Source organism: Streptomyces sp. NPDC006134, assembly GCF_040628835.1.
Taxonomy (GTDB): domain Bacteria; phylum Actinomycetota; class Actinomycetes; order Streptomycetales; family Streptomycetaceae; genus Streptomyces.
In genome coordinates this window covers 1-21417 of the sequence record NZ_JBEXTV010000082.1, presented here as the reverse complement: position 1 = coordinate 21417, position 21417 = coordinate 1, and the positions used below count along the sequence as shown (strand labels likewise).

Genomic DNA, 21417 nt, shown 5'->3' with positions numbered 1-21417 from the left:
CAGGGGACCCCACGGATGAGCGCTTCAGGCACCTGCGACGATAGGGGGCGTGGCAGGTACGAACGGCAAGCAGAAGACGGCGCGGGACATGGTCCTCTCCCTGGCCGTCATCGTGCTCGTGGGTGGCGTCATGTGGCTCTTCATCCCGCACGACGACGACGCGGAACCCGACATCAAGAGGGCCGACTACCGGGTCGAGCTGCTCACCGCGCGCCGGGCCGCGCCCTACCCGGTCGCCGCGCCCGAGGGCCTGCCCGAGGCGTGGAAGCCGACCTCGGTCCGCTTCCAGCGCGACGACTTCTACCGCTGGCACCTGGGCTACCACGCCCCCGACGGCGAGTACGTGGCGGTCGAGCAGTCCATGGAGAAGCGCTCCCGGTTCATCGAGGAGGCGAGCCAGGGCGCGCGGGAGACCGGGGTCACCCAGGAGATCGGCGGCCGGACGTGGGTCCGGTACACGGGCGGCCGGTACGACGCGCTGGTGCTGGAGGACTCCCGGGCGGCCGAGGGGGGCGACGGCGAGAGCGCCGGGCGCGCGACGACCGTCGTGACCGGCACGGCGTCGTTCGGCCAGCTGACGAAGGTGGCGGCGGCCCTGAAGACGGGGTGAGCCCCGAAGGCGCACGAGGAAGGCCCCCGGCACACGGCGAATTCCAGGGGTCGTTGCAACACCGGTGATCAACTGGCTGTGGCCAGGAGCTTAGCGAGGCGCTCGGCTGGGGTTTCCCAGCCGAGCGTTTTGCGTGGTCGGCTGTTCAGCTCGGCGGCGACGGCCGCCAGGTCCTCGGGAGTGTGGGCAGCCAGGTCTGTGCCCTTGGGGAAGTACTGCCGCAGCAGGCCGTTCGTGTTCTCGTTCGAGCCGCGCTGCCAGGGGCTGGCCGGGTCGCAGAAGTAGACCGGGATGTCGGTGGCGACGGTGAACGCCCGGTGGGCAGCCATCTCCGAGCCCTGGTCCCAGGTCAGGGACCGCCAGAGGTGCCGTGGGAGGGCCTGGACGGTCGCGGCGAGCGCGTCGCGCGTGGCGATGGCAGTGTGTCCGGCGGGCAGGTGCACGAGCATCAGGTAGCGGGTGGAGCGTTCGACCAGGGTGCCGATGGCGGACTTGCCGTTCCTGCCGATGATCAGATCGCCCTCCCAGTGGCCGGGGACAGCCCTGTCGGCCGCTTCAGCGGGCCGCTGGCTGATCATGACCATGTTCTTGACCGGCCGGCTGATGCGCTTGGCCGCGTGGCGGTGAGGGCGTCTCACGGCCCGGCCGGTCCGAAGGGCACGGGTCAGTTCCCGGCGGAGTTCACCGCGGCCCTGGACATAGAGGGCCTGGTAGACCGTCTCGTGGACCACGTGCATCTCCGGCCGATCGGGGAAGCGGATCCGCAGAGCCTGGCATATCTGCTCGGGACTCCACCGCCGTTCAAGGTGGTCCTGGATGAAGTCCCGCAGCTCAGGGTTCTGGCCGATCTTGCCCGCCTTGGGGCGGGCGAGCCGGCGCTCGGCCCGGCGGTGAGCGTGGAAGGGCTGGTAGGTGAATCCGCCCTTGGGCATGGGCCGGCGGTTGCGCCGTATCTCCCGGCTGATGGTGGAGGGGCTGCGGCCCAGCTCGGCGGCGATCTGCCGGACGGACGCCTTCTCGCGCAGCCGGTCGGCTATGTGGACGCGGTCGCACTCCCGCAGATACCGCGAGGGCGGAGGCGGTTCCTCAGAACCCGCTGCCGGAGTCTGCCCCGGCAGCGGGTAGATCGGAGGAACCGCCTTCTTGCCCTTGCCCGGCGCGTGCCAGCCGTTGCGCCACCGCTTGCCGGTACGCAGGTTGATCCCGACGATCCGGGCCGCTTCCCGGGTGCTGTAGCCCTGCTCCATGAGCTGGAAGTATGCGGCCCGCTCCCGGGCCATCCTCTTCCCGGTCGGTCGCCCCCGGTTCTCCCGGATCTCGAAGTCCATTGCACCCCTTGGGCTGGGGTGTTGCAACGACCGCTAGAACTCAAGCACCGCCGGGGGCCTTCCTCGTGTCCGGGCGGGGCTCAGACGGTGGTGACGACCTGCTCGTAGGCCAGGCGCGGGGAGCGCGGGTACCAGGCGTCCGGGCCCGGCTTGCCGATGTTGACGACCATCAGCGGGGTGTGGTCGTCGTCGAGGAACTCCTTGCGGACGCCCTCGAAGTCGAAACCGGTCATCGGGCCGGCGGCCAGACCGGCGGCGCGGACGCCGACGATGAAGTAGGCGGCCTGGAGGGCGGCGTTCAGCGCGGCGGCGTTCTCGCGGACCGGGCGGTCGGCGAAGAAGACGTCCTTGGCCTGCGGGAAGTGCGGGAAGAGCGCGGGCAGCTCCTCGTGGAACTCGTTGTCCGCCGACAGGATCGCGACCAGCGGGGCGGAGGCCGTCTTGGGCCGGTTGCCCTCGGCCATGTGCTGCACCAGGCGCTCGCGGGCCTCGGGGGAGCGGACCAGTGTGATGCGCAGCGGGGACTGGTTGAAGGCGGTCGGACCGTACTTGACCAGGTCGTAGATCGCCTGCATCTGCTCGTCGGTCACCGGCTCGTCGGTGAAGGTGTTCGCGGTGCGGGCCTCGCGGAACAGCAGGTCCTGGGCGGCGGGGTCGAGGAGGAGAGACATAGGTGGCTTTCTTTCCGTACGGACCGGGTTACGGGGGTGACCTTACGCCAGGGAAGTTCAATGTTCAACCAAAAGGGGGGTGCGGTGATCCGCTTCACGCATCCCGAAGGGGGTGAGGTGACGCAGGTCACGCCCGGCGGCCCGGTGATTCCGGCCGTCCCACGCGGTCGTACCAGGTGACACGCGACCACATCGCCGGGACGGCCCCGCGCCGGGAAGGGATCACACCGACATGACGAACACCGCGAACACCGCGAACACCGCGAAGAGCGCGGACGGCGTGACGAGAGTGAAGGGGCCCGCCGGCTACTTCCCGTCCATCGAGAAGAAGTACGGCCGTCCCATCGCCGAGTGGAAGGAGCTGATCCGCGCCTCGCCCCTGACCCGGCACATGGAACTCGTCGCCTGGCTCAAGACGGAGCACGGCCTGGGCCACGGGCACGCCAACGCCCTCGTCGCGCACACCCTCGCCGAGACCGCGGGGAAGTAGCCGCCCGCTACGGGGCCCCGGGGCCCTCCCGCTCCCCGGTCTCCGCCTCGGCCTCCTCCGCCAGCGCCGCGTCCAGCCGCGCCCGGGCCCCGTCCAGCCGGCGCCGGCAGATCTTCGCCAGCTCCTCGCCCCGCTCCCACAGGGCGAGGGACTCCTCCAGCGTCGTACCGCCCGCCTCCAGCCGCCGTACGACCTCGATCAGCTCGTCCCGGGCCTGCTCGTATCCGAGCGCCTCGGCCTCGGCCGCCGTCTGCTCCACCTCGCTGGTCATCCGCTCACCCTATGCGTCGACTCGTACGGAGAACTCGCCCTCGGACACCCGCGCGCGCAGCGCCTCCCCGGCGCTCACCTCGCCCGGGTCGCGCACGGCCTGCCCGTCGGCCCGCTGGAGCACCGCGTACCCCCGCTTGAGGGTCGCGGCGGGGGAGAGGGCCTCCACGCGCGCGCGTGTGTGCGTCAGCTCGGAATCGGCACGGTCGAGATGGTGCCGCAGGGTGCGCCGGCTCCGGTCGAGCAGGGACGCCACCTGCTCGGCCCGCTCGTCGACCATCCGGTGCGGGTCCTGGAGCGCGGGCCGCGCGAGCGCGTGGGCGAGCCCCCGCTCCTCCCGCTCCACCAGCGCCCGCACACAGCGCCGCGCCCGGTCCCGCAGCAGCCGTACGCGCTCGTACTCCTCGCCGACGTCCGGCACCACCTTCTTCGCCGCGTCGGTGGGGGTGGAGGCGCGCACGTCGGCGACGTAGTCGAGCAGCGGGGTGTCCGGCTCGTGGCCGATCGCCGACACCACGGGCGTACGGCAGGCCGCGACCGTGCGCACCAGCTGCTCGTCGGAGAACGGCAGCAGATCCTCCACACTGCCGCCGCCCCGCGCGACGACGATCACGTCCACGTCGTCGATCGCGTCGAGCTCCTCGACCGCCCGCACCACCTGCGGCACCGCGTGCACGCCCTGCACGGCCACGTTGCGCACCTCGAAGCGCACGGCCGGCCAGCGGCGCCGCGCGTTCTCCAGCACGTCCCGCTCGGCCGCCGAGGCCCGCCCGCACACCAGCCCGACGAGGTGGGGCAGGAACGGCAGCGGCTTCTTGCGCTCCGGCGCGAACAAGCCCTCCCGCGCGAGGCTCTTCTTCAGCTGCTCCAGGCGCGCCAGCAGCTCCCCGACCCCCACGGGCTTGATCTCGGCGGCCCGCAGCGACAGCTGCCCCCGCGGGGCGTACCACTCCGGCTTGGCGTGCACGACGACCCGGGCACCCTCGCCGATCACATCGGCGACCGCGTCGAACACCTGCCGGTAGCAGGTCACGCTGACGGAGACGTCGTACGACGGGTCGCGCAGCGTCAGGAACACCACCCCCGCGCCCGGCCGCCGCGACAACTGCGTGATCTGCCCCTCGACCCACACCGCGCCGAGCCGGTCGATCCACCCCCCGATCAGCCGCGACACCTCACCGACGGGAAGGGGGGACTCGGGAGTCGTGTTCACAGCCATGCGCCCGAGCGTAACGGCAGGCGCCGACAACGGCCCCGGCCCGCACGCTCACCCCGCACCGGCCGGACCCCGCCCGCCTCTCCTGCCCTGGACCGCCAGCACCACCAGCCCGGCCAGCAGCCAGACCGCACCCACCACCTGCGCCGCCCCGGACGCCTCCACGATCACGGCCACGGTGATCACCGCCCCCACCACGGGCACCAGCACATGCCGCCACCAGCTCACCGCCGGGCCCTTGCGCCGCACCGCGAACCAGCCCACCACGCTCGCGTGCAGCAGCGTGAACGCGGTCAGCGCGCCGATGTCGACCACCGACACCAGATGGTCCATCCCGTCGTCCCGCCGCGCCGCCCACACCGCCGCCACCAGCGTGACCACGGCCGCGCACAGCAGCGCCACCCGCGGCACCCCGGAATCGGTCCGCGCCAGCACCCGGGGCAGCCGCCCCTCGCGCCCCATCGCGAACAGCAGCCGCCCGGCCGCCGCCTGCCCGGCCAGCGCGGCGAACGCGGCGCCGATCGCCTTGCTCACCGCCACCAGGTCCTGCAGCCACGTCCCGACCGACGCCTCCACGGCGTCGTAGAACGCCGACCCCTGCCGTCCCGGATCCGCCGCCAGCCGGGCCGACGACACCGGCTCCAGCAGCGCCACCAGGTACGTCTGCGCCACGAACAGCAGCCCCGCCAGCGCCAGGCAGAACAGCAGCGCCCGCGCCACCCGGTGCGACCCGCCGGCGGCCTCCTCCGCGAACGTCGCGATCGCGTCGAAACCGAGGTACGACAGCACCGCCACCGACACCGCGCCGATCACCGCCGACAGCGCGAACGCCCCCTGCGAGCCGTCCCCGGTCAGGGGCGACAGCCAGCCCCGCTCCGCGCCGTCACGGGCGAGGACGACGAGCGCCGCCACGACGAACACCAGCAGCACGACGATCTCCATGGCCAGCACCAGGAAACCCACGCGGGCCGCCGCCCGCACGCCCCACAGGTTCAGCAGGGTCGTGATCACCACCGCCAGCGCCGTCCACACCCACTGCGACACCCCCGGGACCAGCTCGTTCATCGCGATCCCGGAGAACAGGTAGGCGACGGCGGGGATGAGGACGTAGTCCAGCGCCGCCATCCACCCGGCGACGAAACCGGCCCCCCGGCCGAGCCCCACGCGCGCGTAGGCGAACACCGAGCCCGCCTGCGGGACCACCCGCACCATCTGGGCGTAACTGAACGCGGTGAACGCCATCGCCACGGTCGCGATCAGGTACACCAGCGCGACCGCGCCGTGCGACTTGGCGTCCAGCGTGCCGAACACGCCGACCGGCGCCATCGGCGCGATGAACAGCAGCCCGTAGACGACCAGGTCCCGGAAGCCGAGCGTGCGCCGCAGGCCGCGCCCCTCGCCGCCCTCCCGCTCCGCCGCGCCGGCCCCGGACGTCTCCGCCCGCCCCGCCCTTCCCTCTCCCCCCGGCCTCTCCGGCATCCCGGCCATCAGCGCCTCCGCCCGTGCCTCGCCCGTCGCCTCTGCCTCATCCGTCGCTCCAGCCTCCCGGCTCACGGTCAGTCTCCCCGGGAACGCGACGACCACGCGATCTCTGACCCGCCGAACGCGGCCTTACGATGGTTCCCATGACCGCTTCGCCTGGCCGCCGTGTCCTGCTCGCCGCCCCCCGGGGCTACTGCGCGGGTGTGGACCGCGCCGTGATCGCCGTCGAGAAGGCCCTGGAGCAGTACGGGGCCCCGATCTACGTCCGGCACGAGATCGTCCACAACAAGTACGTCGTCCAGACGCTGGAGAAGAAGGGCGCCATCTTCGTCGAACGGACGGAGGAGGTCCCTCCGGGGAACATCGTGATGTTCTCCGCCCACGGTGTGGCTCCCGTCGTCCACGAGGAGGCCCAGCGCGGCCGGCTCGCCACCATCGATGCGACCTGCCCCCTGGTCACCAAGGTCCACAAGGAAGCCGTCCGCTTCGCCAAGGAGGACTACGACATCCTCCTGATCGGCCACGAGGGCCACGAGGAGGTCATCGGCACCTCCGGCGAGGCCCCGGACCACATCCAGCTCGTCGACGGGCCGGGCGACGTGGAGAAGGTCGAGGTCCGCGACCCGTCCAAGGTCGTCTGGCTCTCCCAGACCACGCTCTCCGTCGACGAGACCATGGAGACCGTCGACGCGCTGAAGGAGAAGTTCCCGCAGCTGATCTCCCCGCCCAGCGACGACATCTGCTACGCCACGCAGAACCGCCAGCTCGCGGTGAAGCAGATGGGCGCCGAGGCCGACCTGGTGATCGTCGTCGGCTCCCGCAACTCCTCCAACTCCAAGCGGCTCGTCGAGGTCGCCAAGCAGGCCGGCGCCCGCGCCGCGTACCTGGTGGACTTCGCCGACGAGATCGACGAGAGCTGGCTGGACGGGGTCTCCACGGTCGGCGTCACCTCCGGCGCCTCGGTCCCGGAGGTCCTGGTCGAGCAGGTGCTGGAGTGGCTCGCCCGGCGCGGTTTCGAGGACGTGGAGATCGTCAAGGCCGCCGAGGAGTCCATCACCTTCTCGCTGCCCAAGGAGCTGCGCCGCGACCTGCGCGACGAGGCGGCGGCGCTGGTGGCGGAGCGGGGCGGCGCGGGAGCGTCCGGCACCGAGTGACGTCCGGCGCCGGGTGACGACCGACGGGGAGTGACGTCCGGCGCGGCGGCCGGTCCCGGCAGGCCCCCGGTTCCCACCCGGCGGAGCCACCCGTTCCCGTCCGACGGGGAGTGACTGTCAGTCGTCCGTCGTAACGTAGGGCCATGCAGATCTTCGGCGTGGACATCGGCGGATCCGGCATCAAGGGCGCCCCCGTGGACCTCGACAGGGGCGACCTGGCGGCAGAGCGCTGCAAGGTGCTCACCCCGCATCCGGCGACGCCCGAGAGCGTGGCCGACGGCGTGAAGCAGGTCGTCGACCACTTCGGCTGGACGGGGCCGGTCGGCCTGACCTTCCCGGGCGTGGTCACCGGCGGCGCCACCGTCCGCACGGCGGCCAACGTCGACAGCAGCTGGATCGACACCGACGCCCGCGCGCTGTTCGGCGACCGGCTGGGCGGGCTGCCGGTGACGGTCGTCAACGACGCGGACGCGGCGGGGGTCGCCGAGATGCACTTCGGCGCCGGCCGCGACCGCCGCGGCACCGTCATCGTCCTCACCTTCGGCACCGGCATCGGCAGCGCCGTCTTCACCGACGGCGTCCTCGTCCCCAACACCGAGCTGGGCCACCTGGAGCTCGACGGCCACGACGCGGAGAAGCGCGCCTCCAGCAAGGTCAAGGACGACCTCGACCTGTCGTGGGAGCAGTGGGCCCACCGCGTCCGGAAGTACCTCGCCCACGTCGAGATGCTCTTCTCCCCCGAGCTGTTCATCATCGGCGGCGGCGTCAGCCGCAAGTCCCACAAGTTCCTGCACCACCTGGAGGGCATCAGGGCGGAGATCGTCCCGGCCCGGCTGCAGAACAACGCGGGGATCGTCGGGGCGGCGATGCGGGCGGCGGGCTGAGGGGGGCTCACCCCGGCGGGCGGCCCCGGGCGGTGCGGCGGCGGACCAGGCGGATCCTCCGCACGATCACGGTCAGCCCCGTGAGCAGCGTCCCCCCGTACAGCCACCCCGCCTCCGTGGCCAGCGCGGTCACCAGTCCCATCAGCCGCCCGCCGGCGCCCTCACCGCTCTCGGCGACGGCCACCAGCCCCACGGCGAACGCGATCGGCACGACCACGGGCGCGATCAGCAGATCGCCCCGGCGCACCCACAGCCCGGTCAGCACGCACACCGGCAGGAACAGCACGCCGTACAGCGTCAGGGAGGCCCCGAACAGCACCCGGTCGAGACACCCGAGCGCGACCGTCGCGGCCACGCAGAACAAGCCGCTGCCCAGCCCGGTCAGCCGGGGATTGGGCATCCGCCGCACGGCGCGTACGGCCCGTGCGACCAGCGGCGGGCGTCCGGCCGGCACCGGACGTGCGGCCCGCGGGGCGGCCACACCGGACGACCGCGGAGCCCCGGGCCGCCCGCCACTCCGCACCGGTCTGTCCTGCCCGCCCCGGGCCCCCTGCCCACCTCGCGTTCCCTGCTTGCCCGGCCGGCCCTTCACCCCGGGCCCGCCCGGACCGGCCCCCTTCCCCTGCCGGACCAGCCCGGCGTCCACCGCCCGCCCGTCCGTCGTCCGTCTGCCCGCCGCCCGCCCCTCCGCCGCCCGCCCGTCCGGCCCGCCGCGCGGACCGGACACGAGGGGCCCGTTCGCCGGCCGGCGCCCGGCCCCCGCGCCCCCTGCCGCCCGCGCCGCCGTCATCGGCCCCTCGGCCGCCCCGCGGCCCGCCGAGTCACCGGCGGACCCGCGGCCCGTCTGCGGGGGCAGCGGCGGCCCGCTCCGTCGCTCGCCGTGTTGCGGGGATCGCGTCCTGTGTTGCTCCACTGGACCAACTTAGGTCGGTTTATGTGCTGAATCGGCCCTCAGACACGCCGTCGGGCCCGGCTTGGCCAAGCGTTCGACGCCGCGCCGGGGCCGGGGCGGGGCACGCCGTAGACTGGTGGATCGGCCCGTGCGTCATCCCTGCCAGCCACGAGGGACCCGGGCCCAGGAAGCCGAAGTCCAGTCCCCAGTCCCAGTCCTCTCATCCTCACGTACGGGAAGTCGCAACGTGTCGCTCACGATCGGAATCGTCGGTCTGCCGAATGTCGGCAAGTCGACCCTGTTCAACGCCCTGACCAAGAACGACGTGCTGGCGGCCAACTACCCGTTCGCCACGATCGAGCCCAACGTCGGCGTCGTGGGCGTGCCGGACGCCCGGCTGGCCAAGCTGGCCGAGATCTTCTCCTCGGAGAAGGTCATCCCGGCCACCGTCGACTTCGTCGACATCGCCGGCATCGTGCGCGGCGCCAGCGAGGGCGAGGGCCTGGGCAACAAGTTCCTCGCGAACATCCGCGAGTCCGACGCGATCTGCCAGGTCATCCGCGCCTTCAAGGACGAGAACGTCGTCCACGTCGACGGCAAGGTCTCGCCCAAGGACGACATCGAGACGATCAACACCGAGCTGATCCTCGCCGACCTCCAGACCATCGAGAAGGTCCTTCCCCGCCTCCAGAAGGAGTCCCGGATCAAGAAGGACGTGGCGCCCAAGGTCAAGGCCGTCGAGGAGGCCAAGGAGATCCTGGAGAAGGGCGACACGCTCTTCGCCCACGGCATCGTCCAGGGCAGCGAGCGCGCCGAGCTCCTGCACGACCTGCACCTGCTGACGACGAAGCCGTTCCTCTACGTCTTCAACGTCGACGAGGACGAGCTGGTCGACGAGGACTTCAAGAACGAGCAGCGCGCGCTGGTCGCCCCCGCCGAGGCGATCTTCCTCAACGCCAAGCTGGAGGCCGACCTGGCCGAGCTCGACGAGGACGAGGCCCTCGAACTGCTCCAGTCCGTCGGCCAGGACGAGCCCGGCCTCGCCACCCTGGCCCGCGTGGGCTTCGACACCCTGGGCCTGCAGACCTACCTCACCGCCGGCCCCAAGGAATCCCGCGCCTGGACCATCAAGAAGGGCGCCACCGCCCCCGAGGCCGCCGGTGTCATCCACACCGACTTCCAGAAGGGCTTCATCAAGGCCGAGGTCATCTCCTTCGACGACCTGGTCGAGACCGGCTCGGTCGCCGAGGCCCGCGCCAAGGGCAAGGCCCGCATGGAGGGCAAGGACTACGTGATGCAGGACGGGGACGTGGTGGAGTTCCGCTTCAACGTCTGACGGTTTCGGCGGCGCGTCCGTCACGCGTTGCCGCATGTGCGGGTCCGTGGAGCCGCCCCGGTTTCGGGGCGGCCCTGCCGGTTGTACGGGCGCTGGTTCAGCGGGTGTCGTGCGGTGGATCGGGAGAGAGCGGGGGAGCGGGCTTCGGCCGGGGCCCTGCCGCACGGGCCGCTCCACCGCTGCCACCGGTTACGGGACCGAGGCGTCAGCTCGGCACTCCCTGATCGTGTGCGAGCGGGAGGACTCGGCGCGTGTCCCCGCGGTCGTCGGGCACCGGCGGCCCGGCCGGGGCGCGGCGGTCCAGCAGAGTGAGGAGCGGGCCGGTCATCGCAGTGGTGACCAGGGCCATGACGACCATGATCGAGTACAGGTCCTGGTCGATCAGGCTCAGTTGGAGTCCGACCGAGAGCACCACCAGCTCCGTCAGGCCGCGGGTGTTCATCAGGGCGGCGAGCACCGCCGCCGAACGTGCCGGCAGCCGGCCGATCCGCGCGGCGGCGTAGGTGCCGCCGGTCTTGCCGGCCACCGCCACCACCATGATCAGCGCCAGCTCGGCCAGCCCGCGGCCGTCCAGACCGCCGAGGTCCACCGAGAGGCCGCTGAGCACGAAGAAGGCCGGCATCAGGAGCGCGGAGGTCTGTTCGGCGGACTCGCGCAGACGGCCGAGCGCCGACGGGGCTGGGGCGGCCGGGGCCGCGGAAGTCCCGGTACCACCGGCGGAGTTTTCGTGGCCGCGGGGGACGACGAGCCCGAAGAGCAGCGCGCCGAAGATCAGGTGCATGCCCATGGCCTCGGTCGCGGCGGCCGAGAGCAGCGCGCCGACGATCAGTACGGGTGGTCCGGGCCGCCGGGCCGTACGGGCGAGCAGCGGCCGTACCACGACCAGCATGAGCAGCAGATAGGGCACGAAGAGCAGAACGACCGCACGTCCGTCCGACACGAGCGCCGCGAGGGCGGCGAGCGCGACCCAGGCCAGTACGTCCACCACCGCGGCGGACGCCATGGCGACGGTGCCCTCGCGGGTGGCGGTCAGGCCCCGGTCGACGAGTATGCGGGCCAGGACGGGCAGGGCGGTGATGGAGAGCGCGAGACCGAGGAACACGACGGTGGCGGCGGAAGCACCGCCCGGACTTCCTGACGTCAGGAGCAGCGCCAGGCCCGTACCGAGCAGGAAGACGGGGGCGGTGGCACCGACGGCGACGATGCCCGCGGTCCTCAGCTGCCCTGACAGGTCTGCCGGTCGCAGGTGCAGGCCGACGCCGAACATGAAGAGAGCGAGCCCGATGTTGGCGACGGCGGAGAGCACCGGGCGTATGTCCACGGGGAAGAGGAACGCGCCGACGGCACCGTGCAGGACGGTGGGGCCCATCAGCACGCCGGCGGCGATCTCGCCGACCACGGGCGGCTGACGCAGCCGGACGGCGATCCGTCCGGCGATCCGGGACAGCAGTACGGCGGACGCGATCCCGGTGAAGAGGTGAACAAGGTCTGGACTGGTGCTCATGGCAACTACCGGCCTTGGGTGAGGGGAACAGGGTGTCCGCCCGCTGGGAGCGGTGGAAGGGAAGGCGCGGCCCGGACCGCGTCGAAGGCGGCGGGCGGCGGACGCTGCCCGAGGCGGTGTGAGACACGGCCGCGGCGTGCGGGGCCCGTGACGCCGGCTGCGCCTGACGGGGGCGGCGGCGCCGGGCAGGGGCCGGGCCCGGCGGTCCGCCACCGGACCCGTGCCGCCCACCGGCGGAGACCAGAGGTCAGGCGGCCAGTGCCTGTCGCCACCGGATCGGCGCGCCCACCCTCAGCACCGAGTTGCGGTAGATCCTCCCGGCGAGGGTCATGCAGCAGGCCGTGACCACCAGCAGGATGCCGGCGGCGGCGAGCTGCTCCTGCACGGTCGCCGTGCCCACCGAGGCCTTGAGCGGTATCAGCAGGCCGGAGAAGGGCGGTATGTACTGCACGACCGAGACCCAGGACGCGGAGAGATGGGCGGCGGCCGCCGTCGCCGCACCGACCGGCGCCAGGGCGAGCAGCATCACCGGCGTCAGCACGCCCTGCAGGTCCTCAGGTCTCGACACCAGTGATCCGGCCGCCGCGTACAGCGAGGCGAACATGGCGAAGGTCAGGAGGAACCAGAGCACCGTCACCACCAGGGCCCGCGGCCCCGGCATCGCGATGGTCTGCTCGGAGATCGTCGACTGCGCCCCCATGACCGCGCCGAGCATCGCGGCCACCTGCACCATTCCGGCCGTGACGATGCCGGAGACCTTGCCCACGAGCAGTTCCAGTGGAGTGAGCGTGGCGAGCAGCACCTCCACCACACGGGTGGACTTCTCCTCGACCACGCCCTGCGCGATCACCGACCCCTGATTGACGACCTGCATGAACAGGATGATGATCAGGCTCGCGGCGGCGCCCAGCTGGAGCGTGCCGACGGAGTTCCCGACGGTCACGGTGGTGGGCGCGGCGGCCGCGGTGTCCCGTGCCAGGCGCCCCAGATCCACGTCCTGCCGGAGCAGGGCCTGGTGGCCGGCCCAGGTCTCGGCCAGTGCGGCGGCGCCCGCCCGTGCCTGATCGCCGGTGTCGGCGCGGACCAGGAGGGAGGCGTGGCCCCCGGCGACGACCACGGCCGCGTCCGCGTCCTTGTCCTCGACGAGCTTCCGTGCCTCCGCCATGCCGTCGCACGACGTCACCCGCACACCGGGTGGCGCGGTGCCGAGCGACGCGGCCGGTGTGCCGCAGACGGCCACGGTGGCGGAGGTGCTGCGCCCTATCAGGTTGAAGCCGATCACCAGGCCGAAGGTGACGAGGGAGAGCAGAGCCAGGCTGACGAGATAGCCCCTGGTGAACATCCGCGCCTTCAGTTCCCGGACGTAGACCAGGCGGACACGGGTGGGGCGCAGGACGTGCTGCTCGGGGCGGAGGCGCTTCACGCGGCCACCTCGTCCCGGTCGGTGATACGGGTCTTCCCCACGGCTGGGGCACCGGTGCCCGCGCAGTCCGTGGGCGGTGGGTCCCCGGCCGGTTCGACCAGATCCCGGAACAGCTCGGCGAGGCTGGGCACCTGTCGCCGCAGCTGCCGTACGGTGCCGTGCCGCACCGCCTCCCCCAGCAGGTCGTTCTCGGTGCAACCCGCGGCGAGATCCACCAGGACGCCCTGCTGGTGCGCCCGGAACCCGGCAGCCGCGGCGCAGCCCGAGGGCCAGTCCTCGCCGGCGCCCTCGACCTCGACGTACACCTGGGCGTTCGTGTCCGCGGGCCGCAGCTCCTCAAGGGTGCCGCAGGCCGCGAGGCGTCCGGCGCGCACGATTCCGACCCGGTCGCAGAGCTGCTCGACCAGCTCCAGCTGGTGACTGGAGAAGAGCACGGGAACGCCCTGGGCGGCCTTGTCGCGCAGGACCGCGCTCATGTCGTCCACGGCGAGCGGGTCGAGACCGGAGAACGGCTCGTCCAGGATGAGGAGTTCGGGATCATGGACCAGGGCGGCGGCCAGCTGTACGCGCTGCTGGTTGCCCAGGCTGAGGGTGTCCACCCGCTTGTCGCGGTGCTGGGTGATCCGCAGTCTCTCCGTCCAGCGGAGCATCGCCTCGCGGGCGTCGGCACGGGACAGGCCGTGGAGTTCGCCGAGGTAGACCAGTTGCCGGGCCACGGTCATCTTGGGATACAGCCCGCGCTCCTCCGGCATGTAGCCGAACCGCGCCGACTCCAGCCTCCCGACCGGCACTTCACCCCACAGCACCTGTCCGTGGTCCGGCGCGAGCACCCCGACACCGATGCGCATGGCCGTGGTCTTGCCCGCCCCGTTGCCGCCGACGAAGCCGAATATCTCGCCCGGTCTTACGGCGAACGACAGTGAGTCCAGCGCCTGTTGGGAACCGAAGCGCTTCGAGACGCCTTCGAGTCCGAGAGGTTTCACGGGCCCTCCCCTTCCTTCTTCCTCTCTTCGGTCTGTGCGCGGAGCCGACTTTCCCGTCGGGAAAATACCTGCTACTTTCCCGATAGGAAAGTAGCGATGCTCCTCGGGAGGGTGTGAGGGCCGATGGCGTCCGACGGCAAGCGCGACAGGAACCCCCTCGACCGGCAGGCCGTGACACCGGCCGACGCCCGGGCGGCGCTCGAGGACATCCGCAGGCGGCAGGAGCAGTCCGGTATGGCCGAATTGCAGTTCGGCATGTCCCGTTCCTCCCTCCTGGTGGCGGCGCTGCTGCTGTTCGTCTCCTTCGCCTCCTTCGACCTGCCCCATCCCTGGGGCGGTGCGGTGCTGGTCCCGGGGCTGCTGCTGGTGGCGCTGATGGCGGTCCGCCACACGTACGGCGCGCCGGTCCGCGGCAGGATGGGTGCCGGAGCCGTGCTGGTGGGGCTGGCCTGCGGGGTCGCCGCGTTCGGGGTGTTCCGGGGGCTGGCGGCGGCGCTCTCCTCGGGCGGGGTGCCGGCGCCTCATCTCGTCGCCGCGGTGGTGGTGGTCGGGGCCTGTCTGCTGGCGGCGCCCCGCGCTCGCCGGGCCGCCGAGGCGCGGCTGCGGCGCCGGGCGGGGTGGCGGTACTGATGGACGCCGACTTCGACGCCTTCCTGCACCCGGCCCCGCGGCTGACGATCGTCGCCCTGCTGGCGCCCGCGGGATGGACCGAGTTCGGATTCATCCGGGATTCGGTCGGCACGAGTGACTCCGCCCTGTCCAAGCAGCTGTCGGCGCTCGCCGCCGAGGGGTATGTCGAGGTGCGCAAGCAGGTGGGCGCGAGCACCCGGCGTACGCTCGCACGGCTCACGCCGAAGGGGCGGAAGGCGTTCGCGCGGCATGCGGCGGCGCTGGAGCGGATCGCGGCGACGGCACGTGCCGCGGGGCCGGACGACTGACCGCGGCCGCGTCTTCGCGTCTTCGCGTTCCCGGACGTCTCCGGCGCGCCCGATTCCCGGGCGGCCTGCCGCGGCCCATGAGGGACCGTTATGCCCCGTCATGGCCCTGAGAGGCGTGATCGAACGGGTGGCCGGCCTTCGTCCCGTTTCCTTCCGAGTGCTCACGCCCCGTACGGGGAGTTGATCATGGGAGATTCAGCGTGATGATCGAAGTGCGAGAGCTGACGAAATACTACGGAACGACCCGGGCGGTCGACGGGCTCAGCTTTCGGATCGAGCCGGGACGAGTGACCGGCTTCCTGGGACCCAACGGAGCGGGGAAATCCACGACGATCCGCGCGATGATCGGTCTCGACCGTCCCACCTCGGGCGAAGTCCTCATCGACGGCAAGCGCTACGAGGACCTGCCCCGCCCCCTGACCACCGTGGGCGCGCTGCTCGACGCCCGCGCGGTGCACGGCGGCCGGAGCGTGCGGGGACATCTGGCGGGTCTGGCCCGCAGCAACCGGCTGCCGCTGCGGCGTGTCGACGAACTCCTGGAGATGGCGGGACTCGCGAGCGTCGCGGACAAGCGGGCGAAGGGGCTGTCGCTGGGCATGGCCCAGCGCCTCGGCATCGCCGCCGCTCTTCTCGGCGACCCGCCGGCACTGCTGCTCGACGAGCCGGTCAACGGCCTCGATCCGGAGGGCGTGAAGTGGATCCGCGACCTGATGAAGCGCATGGCGGACGAGGGCCGCGCGGTCCTGGTCTCCAGCCACCTGATGAGCGAGATGGCGCTGACCGCCGGGCACCTGGTCGTGATCGGACGCGGCCGGCTCCTCGCCGACACCTCCGTGGAGGACTTCATCAGGGGCAACTCCCGGTCCTACGTCCTCATCCGCACACCCGAACCCGAGCGCATGCGCGGCCTCCTGGCCGCCCGCGGTGTCCAGGTGGACGACGGGCCCGGCGGATCGCTCGAGGCGGTGGGCACCGATCCGAGGACGGTGGGCACCCTCGCCGCCGAGAACCGGATCGCCGTCTACGAGGTCAGTCCGCGGACCGCCTCCCTGGAGGAGGCGTTCATGCAGTTCACCGCGGATGCCGTCGAGTACCGCGCAGAGCAGGGGGCAGCGCGATGAAGAACGACCTGAACGCGGCCGTCGGTTTCGAGTGGTCCAAGGTGCGCACCCTGCGCTCCATGCCGTGGAGCCTCGTCCTCTGCGTCGTCCTCAGCCTCGCCTTCGCCGTGCTCACCGGAGCCGTCGTACAGCACCAGTACGCGCACAAACCCGCCCCCTCGTCCTTCGACCCGGTCTCCGCGGGATTCAGCGGACTGCGGCTGGGGCTGATCGGGCTCGTGGTCTTCGGCGTGCTGATCGTCACCAGCGAGTACTCCTCCGGGACGATCCGCAGTTCACTGGCCGCGGTGCCCCGGCGCGGAATCTTCTACACGGCCAAGATGCTCACCGGCGGCCTGACGGCCCTGGCGGTGTCCGTCGCCGCCGCGGTCACCAGTTTCCTCCTCTCCCAGGCGACCATGGGGGACGAGAGCGTGTCCCTCACGGACGACGGTGTGCTGCCCGCCCTGATCGGAGCAGTGCTCTACACGACCATGCTCTGCGTGTTCTCCATGGGCGTCGCCGCCCTCCTGCGCTCCTCCGCGATCACCATGGGCATCCTCGTGCCGCTCTTCTTCACGGTCTCGACGATCCTCACGAACATGCCCGGCGTCGGAAAGGCCGCGCAGTTCCTGCCCGACCAGGCCGGCGGACTGGTGCTCTACCGGCACGTCCCCGAGGGGTACGTGCTGAACGCGTGGTCCGGGCTCGCGGTCCTCGCGGCGTGGACCGCGTGCGCGGCGATCGCCGGCTACCTGGCCCTGCGGCGCCGCGACGCCTGACGGCACCGGTGCGGCCCGTGTGCCCCGCGCACGCGGACCCTGTGCGCAGCCGATGCGCGCGCTCCCTCGTCGGCGATGCGGGGGTCGAATGTCTGCCTTCCAAGATGAATCCAGGCGCCGGTGACACATGACGGTCCGGCGTCCGAATCCATCACACAAGGGAGAACCCCCATGTACCAGGGTGACCTGTCCCTCCTCGAGGAGATCGAAGAGCAGGACTTCGACGGCGTCGCGTACGGCGCGTGCACCACGAACACCTTCTCGCTGTCGGACGCGCTGGGCAACAGCGGCGGCTGGTGCACCCTCACCAAGGAATGCCAGCCCAACTGCAACTGACCTCTGCCGCAGGCGGGAGAGGAAGCGTCATGCAGAACGAGAAGAACGTCCTCGGGGCGTACGACGAGGCCGAGCTCGTCGAGCTGAGCGAGGCCGACGTCACCGGTGGTACGACGCCGGTCTCCGTCGCGGTGACGGTGGCGGCCAGCGTCGCCTTCTGCCCGACCACCAAGTGCACCAACGACTGCTGAACCGGCTGACCTCTGTCAGGAGCGAGGAAGGAGCGACCATGCAGAACGAGAAGGACATGCTCGGGGCGTACGACGAGGCCGAGCTCATCGAGCTGAGCGAGGCGGACGTCACCGGTGGTACGACGCCGGTCTCCGTCGCGGTGACGGTGGCGGCCAGCGCCGCCTTCTGCCCGACCACCAAGTGCACCAACGACTGCTGAGTGCTCTGTAGGCCGGTGTAAGCGGGCGGGGCGGAATGGATCGAAACCCCCAAGGGTCCATTCCGCCCCGTCTTTGGGGGTCACTTCACATCGCGTGCAGAAGGACAGGCAATGAGAACTGCGATCAACTTCTACCCGGAGTTCGACGACACGGAGATCGAGGAGACGATCACGCCGCTCGCACCGTTCGACGACCACGTCCTCGCCGTCGTCGCCGGTGAGCCGCGGGAGCCCGCCGTGGCACCCACCCGGCCCGGGTTCGTCAAGGAGTGGCTGGCACAACCGGAGGAATACCCGTTCCAGCACGTGATCAGGGCGATCGCGGCGGGTGCCGCGGACGGGGATCCGCTGGCCGCCTTCCCCGGCCTGTTCGCCGACCCCGACGACGCGCTGGTCGAACTGCTCGGCAGGGCGGAGACCCGCATCCGCGAGATGTACACCCGTCCGCTGGTGGCGGCCGTCAACCACGCCCGCGAGCAGGGCCTCCTCAAGGGGGACGACCCCCGGGAGCGCTACCGGTACTTCGTGGACGAGGCGATCCGCGGCTCGTTCACCGCCGTCGGAGGCCTCAGCTTTCCCGTACTGCGGGATCTCACGCCGGTGCTGCTGGCCGGCACCGTCGACGCCGTCGTCGAACTCTGCTCCAGGGTGGTGGCCGACCGGGAGGCGCTCCGTGACGCCTTCGGGCTCGCACCGGACGACAGGCTGGTCTCCTTCGGCGCCCCCGAGGGCGACACCCACCATCACGGCCGGGCCGTCTGCGTCCTCACCTTCGAGTCCGGCAGACGCCTGGTCTACAAACCGCGCGACGTGTCCTGCGAGGCCGCCTTCGTCCGGCTCGCGGACGAACTCAACACGGCCTTCGGAACCCGTCTCGTCACCGCCAAGGCGCTCGCCCGTGACGGTTACGGGTATGTCGAGTACATCGAGGCCGAGGACGTCTCCGACATCTCCGAGCGCTTCATGCGCGACAGCGGCGAACTGGCGGCGGTCCTGTATCTGCTGAACGCGCGCGACATGCACTTCGAGAACATCGTGCCGACCCGCCGCGGTCCCGTCCCGGTGGATCTCGAGACCCTCCTCCACCCGGAGCGGGTCCACGTCGGGCCGGTTCCGGAAGCCGAGGGGAACGCGTACACCACGATCGGGCAGTCGGTCTACGGAGTCGGAATCCTGCCGCTGGTGATGGCAGGGAGGAAGAAGGACCGGAGCGGGCATGTGGACCTCGGATTCCTCGGTGGTCCGGGGCGCGGCACCTCCCCGTTCAAGCAGATGAGTTTCGACGCGCCGTACACGGACCGGATCAGTCTCTCCCTCAAGCCGCAGGCGGCGCCGGCACGCAGGACCGTGGTCGGCGAGCGGACCGAGGAGGAGATCCTGCGCCTGGGCCGCGCGATGGCCGACGGCTTCACCCGGACGTACCGCGCGGTCCTCGCGGCCCGCGGCACCTGGACCACGCTGCTGCGCACGATCGCCGACGGCCTGCGGGTCCGCTACGTCCACAACCCCACCGCGCTCTACTCCCAGACCCTGCGCATGACCACGGGACCGAGCGCACTCGACGACCCGGCCACCTACCTGGCGCTGCTCAAGCGCATCGCCATAGCCAGCAAGACCTCGGCCCGGCCGCTGGTCGTCTCGGAGCTCCGGCAGCTGGCCGGGCGTGACGTCCCGTACTTCACCGTCGGCGCCACCGGCACCCGGATCTGCGACGGGGACGGCCGGGAAGTGGGCGCCGCGCTCGGCCGCTCCCCGCTGGAACTCGCCCTCGACAAGGCAGCCGGCCTCGGCGAGGCCGATCTCGTACGGCAGCTGCGGCTCATCCGGTCGGCGTTCACCGCCCAGTTCCCGGACAACCACCTGTCTCCCGTACGGCACGCGGCAGCCCCCGCGGACGGCGGTGCCGGCCCCGGTGAGCGCCAGGCCCTCGTCTCCCTCGCGCGTGAGCTCTGCGACGGCCTGGCCGAGACCTCCCTTCCCGATCGCTTCGCGCACCTGCCCAGGACCTGGATCGGGCCGCTGGCGTCCGCGGAGGCCGACCGTCCCTGGCCCCCCGGCGTGCTCGGCTACGACCTGTACACCGGCCGGACCGGAATCGCCCTCACGCTCGGCGCCGCCGGACGGGTCCTGGGCGACGACCGCTATCTGAGCGTGTCACGGCAGATCTTCTCGGCGACTGCCGACATCCTGGCCTCGCACCGCTACGAGTCCCGCAGCCTCCGGCAGGCCGGTTACGGCGGCTACACCGGCATGGCGGGCGTCCTGTTCTGTCTCTCGGCGGCGGGCCGCCTGGCCGGCGAGGACGACTGGGTGCGGGCCGCCCGGGGCGCGGTGCCCCTGGTCCTCGAGCAGATCCGCGCCGAGCCGGCCGACGGGCTGCCGCTGGACGTCATCAGCGGTCTCGCGGGCGTGCTGAACTGCCTCACGGCCATCGTGGGTTCCGACGCGCCCGAAGCGGTCACCGAGGTGGCGCTCCTGCTCGCCCGGGCGATCCGGGGAGAGGGGGCCTTCGCCCGGGCGGTCCTGGACCAGTCGGGGTTCGCCCACGGCATCAGCGGGGTGGTGTACGCACTCGGCCGTGCTCACCCCCTGCTGCCTGCGGAACACCGGCCACTGGTCGAGACGGTGCTGACCGCGCTCGTCAAGCGGCTCGACGTGTTCTTCGACCCGGACGAGCGGAACTGGTCGTCCCGGGCCTCGGGGAAGGGAACCTTCGCGACGGGCTGGTGCCACGGCTCGACCGGTGTCGCACTGGCCCTGTCCGCCTACGGGACCGTGCCCGGCAGCGAGGACGTCACGGCCCTGCAGGACCAGGCGGTCGGCAATACGCTGCGCCTCGGTTTCGGCCGCAACCTGACCTGGTGCCACGGCGACCTGGGGAACCACGCCGCCCTGCGCTTCGTCGCCGGCCCGGCCGGCGCACCGCTGCACGCCGAGGTGCGGGAGAAGGAGCGCCGATGGCTCCAGCCGGAGGTGTTCCGCCGCAAGACGGCCGACCCCGACAGCCGCTACGCGCACACCAACAGCCTCATGGTCGGCAGCGCCGGCCTGGCACTGCACCTGCTCAACCGGATCGATCCGGACCTGCGCCTGTGCCCGCTCACCCTCACCGTGGGAGGGCGCCGACCGTGACGAGACCCCACCGGAAGAAGATGTTCACGGCACGCCGGGTGCCGACCGTGACCCAGGTCACGCAGACGGAGTGCGGCCTGTGCTCGTGCATCGCCCTGCTGCGGTACTACGGGCGCGCGGAGGAGATCGTCAGCGCCCGCGAGGTCATGGAAGCGGGACGTGACGGCCTGTCGGCCGGCCAGCTGGCGCAGTTCCTGGAATCACGCGGCATGCGGGTCAAGCCGTACCGGGTCAGGAACGTGGCCGCCCTCGAGAACTTCACCTCACCGGTGATCCTCTACTGGGAGAACTACCACTTCGTCGTCCTGGAGAGCTTCGACGGCCGGACGGCCGTCGTCATGGACCCCGCGGTCGGACGGCGCCGGATCAGCCGCGAGGAGCTGGAGAAGAGCTTCACCGAGAGCCGTTTCCAACCTCAGCTTGACGTCGCGAGGTGGAGCGCGAGCGCGGCCTTGACCAGGTCGGTGATGCGGGTTGTGCTGCAGCGGAGCTTGC

General features: G+C 71.7%; 22 protein-coding genes and 1 pseudogene. 14 read left to right on the top strand and 9 right to left on the bottom strand.

Features of this window, described 5'->3' with window-relative positions; all coding sequences use genetic code 11:
• Positions 1–49: 49 nt before the first annotated feature.
• Positions 50–610 (top strand): DUF4245 domain-containing protein, encoded by a 561-nt coding sequence (locus tag ABZ340_RS33815; protein ID WP_358785707.1) that lies wholly within the window; start codon positions 50–52, stop codon positions 608–610.
• A gap of 68 nt (positions 611–678) precedes the next feature.
• On the opposite strand, the gene ABZ340_RS33810 is transcribed toward ABZ340_RS33815, so the two are convergent.
• Together ABZ340_RS33810 and ABZ340_RS33805 are read right to left on the bottom strand one after the other, a co-directional pair.
• Positions 679–1890 carry an IS30 family transposase gene (locus tag ABZ340_RS33810; protein WP_358785715.1) on the bottom strand — a complete coding sequence of 404 codons (1212 nt, stop codon included), beginning with the start codon at positions 1888–1890 and terminating at the stop codon, positions 679–681.
• 128 nt (positions 1891–2018) lie between these two features.
• On the bottom strand, positions 2019–2609 hold the full coding sequence (locus tag ABZ340_RS33805; protein WP_358785706.1) for a malonic semialdehyde reductase: 591 nt from the start codon (positions 2607–2609) through the stop codon (positions 2019–2021).
• A gap of 232 nt (positions 2610–2841) precedes the next feature.
• On the opposite strand from ABZ340_RS33805, the gene ABZ340_RS33800 reads away from it, so the two are divergent.
• Positions 2842–3099, top strand: a complete 258-nt coding sequence (locus tag ABZ340_RS33800; RefSeq protein ID WP_358785705.1) for a DUF4287 domain-containing protein — start codon at positions 2842–2844, stop codon at positions 3097–3099.
• A 7-nt stretch (positions 3100–3106) separates the two neighbouring features.
• Here the strand turns inward: ABZ340_RS33800 and ABZ340_RS33795 are convergent, their stop codons facing one another.
• The 3 genes from ABZ340_RS33795 to ABZ340_RS33785 are packed head-to-tail and all read right to left on the bottom strand — an operon-like array spanning position 3107 to position 6139.
• On the bottom strand, positions 3107–3370 hold the full coding sequence (locus ABZ340_RS33795; protein ID WP_358785704.1) for an exodeoxyribonuclease VII small subunit: 264 nt from the start codon (positions 3368–3370) through the stop codon (positions 3107–3109).
• Between the two features lie 9 nt (positions 3371–3379).
• Positions 3380–4588: an exodeoxyribonuclease VII large subunit gene (gene xseA, locus ABZ340_RS33790; protein WP_358785703.1), complete on the bottom strand. Its 1209-nt coding sequence runs from the start codon at positions 4586–4588 to the stop codon at positions 3380–3382.
• Positions 4589–4636: 48 nt separating this feature from the next.
• Complete coding sequence (locus ABZ340_RS33785; RefSeq protein WP_358785702.1) at positions 4637–6139, bottom strand: APC family permease; 1503 nt, start codon at positions 6137–6139, stop codon at positions 4637–4639.
• A gap of 62 nt (positions 6140–6201) precedes the next feature.
• On the opposite strand from ABZ340_RS33785, the gene ABZ340_RS33780 reads away from it, so the two are divergent.
• Complete coding sequence (locus tag ABZ340_RS33780; protein ID WP_358785701.1) at positions 6202–7221, top strand: 4-hydroxy-3-methylbut-2-enyl diphosphate reductase; 1020 nt, start codon at positions 6202–6204, stop codon at positions 7219–7221.
• A gap of 143 nt (positions 7222–7364) precedes the next feature.
• On the top strand, positions 7365–8105 hold the full coding sequence (ppgK, locus tag ABZ340_RS33775; RefSeq protein ID WP_358785700.1) for a polyphosphate--glucose phosphotransferase: 741 nt from the start codon (positions 7365–7367) through the stop codon (positions 8103–8105).
• A 7-nt stretch (positions 8106–8112) separates the two neighbouring features.
• Here the strand turns inward: ppgK and ABZ340_RS33770 are convergent, their stop codons facing one another.
• On the bottom strand, positions 8113–8586 hold the full coding sequence (locus ABZ340_RS33770) for a DUF6542 domain-containing protein (protein ID WP_358785699.1): 474 nt from the start codon (positions 8584–8586) through the stop codon (positions 8113–8115).
• A gap of 658 nt (positions 8587–9244) precedes the next feature.
• Between ABZ340_RS33770 and ychF the strand changes: the two genes are divergently transcribed.
• Positions 9245–10333 (top strand): redox-regulated ATPase YchF, encoded by a 1089-nt coding sequence (ychF, locus tag ABZ340_RS33765; RefSeq protein WP_358785698.1) that lies wholly within the window; start codon positions 9245–9247, stop codon positions 10331–10333.
• A gap of 205 nt (positions 10334–10538) precedes the next feature.
• On the opposite strand, the gene ABZ340_RS33760 is transcribed toward ychF, so the two are convergent.
• The 3 genes from ABZ340_RS33760 to ABZ340_RS33750 form a co-directional block, all read right to left on the bottom strand.
• Positions 10539–11837 (bottom strand): cation:proton antiporter, encoded by a 1299-nt coding sequence (locus tag ABZ340_RS33760; protein ID WP_358785697.1) that lies wholly within the window; start codon positions 11835–11837, stop codon positions 10539–10541.
• Between the two features lie 247 nt (positions 11838–12084).
• Positions 12085–13260: an ABC transporter permease gene (locus ABZ340_RS33755; RefSeq protein ID WP_358785696.1), complete on the bottom strand. Its 1176-nt coding sequence runs from the start codon at positions 13258–13260 to the stop codon at positions 12085–12087.
• Complete coding sequence (locus ABZ340_RS33750; protein WP_358785695.1) at positions 13257–14243, bottom strand: ATP-binding cassette domain-containing protein; 987 nt, start codon at positions 14241–14243, stop codon at positions 13257–13259. Before ABZ340_RS33750 ends, ABZ340_RS33755 begins: the two co-directional genes overlap by 4 nt.
• 123 nt (positions 14244–14366) lie before the next feature.
• Between ABZ340_RS33750 and ABZ340_RS33745 the strand changes: the two genes are divergently transcribed.
• The 9 genes and pseudogenes from ABZ340_RS33745 to ABZ340_RS33705 all read left to right on the top strand — a co-directional run.
• Positions 14367–14873: a hypothetical protein gene (locus ABZ340_RS33745; protein ID WP_358785694.1), complete on the top strand. Its 507-nt coding sequence runs from the start codon at positions 14367–14369 to the stop codon at positions 14871–14873.
• Positions 14873–15181, top strand: coding sequence for a transcriptional regulator (locus ABZ340_RS33740; protein ID WP_358785693.1), 309 nt, complete (start codon positions 14873–14875; stop codon positions 15179–15181). Before ABZ340_RS33745 ends, ABZ340_RS33740 begins: the two co-directional genes overlap by 1 nt.
• 203 nt (positions 15182–15384) lie before the next feature.
• The gene (locus ABZ340_RS33735; RefSeq protein WP_358785692.1) at positions 15385–16302 is read left to right on the top strand and encodes an ATP-binding cassette domain-containing protein; all 918 of its coding nucleotides are present in this window, start codon (positions 15385–15387) and stop codon (positions 16300–16302) included.
• Positions 16299–17063, top strand: a complete 765-nt coding sequence (locus tag ABZ340_RS33730) for an ABC transporter permease subunit (RefSeq protein ID WP_358785691.1) — start codon at positions 16299–16301, stop codon at positions 17061–17063. The genes ABZ340_RS33735 and ABZ340_RS33730 overlap by 4 nt, the downstream gene beginning before the upstream one ends.
• A gap of 171 nt (positions 17064–17234) precedes the next feature.
• Positions 17235–17399, top strand: a complete 165-nt coding sequence (locus tag ABZ340_RS33725) for a plantaricin C family lantibiotic (protein WP_189798675.1) — start codon at positions 17235–17237, stop codon at positions 17397–17399.
• 29 nt (positions 17400–17428) lie between these two features.
• Entirely contained in the window at positions 17429–17590 is a 162-nt protein-coding gene (locus ABZ340_RS33720; RefSeq protein ID WP_358785690.1) for a class II lanthipeptide, LchA2/BrtA2 family, read from the top strand.
• A 38-nt stretch (positions 17591–17628) separates the two neighbouring features.
• Positions 17629–17790, top strand: a complete 162-nt coding sequence (locus ABZ340_RS33715; protein ID WP_358785689.1) for a class II lanthipeptide, LchA2/BrtA2 family — start codon at positions 17629–17631, stop codon at positions 17788–17790.
• A 111-nt stretch (positions 17791–17901) separates the two neighbouring features.
• Positions 17902–20922 carry a type 2 lanthipeptide synthetase LanM family protein gene (locus ABZ340_RS33710; RefSeq protein ID WP_358785688.1) on the top strand — a complete coding sequence of 1007 codons (3021 nt, stop codon included), beginning with the start codon at positions 17902–17904 and terminating at the stop codon, positions 20920–20922.
• Positions 20923–20942: 20 nt separating this feature from the next.
• Positions 20943–21263, top strand: a pseudogene (locus tag ABZ340_RS33705) (cysteine peptidase family C39 domain-containing protein); the annotation flags it as partial.
• Positions 21264–21417: the final 154 nt, after the last annotated feature.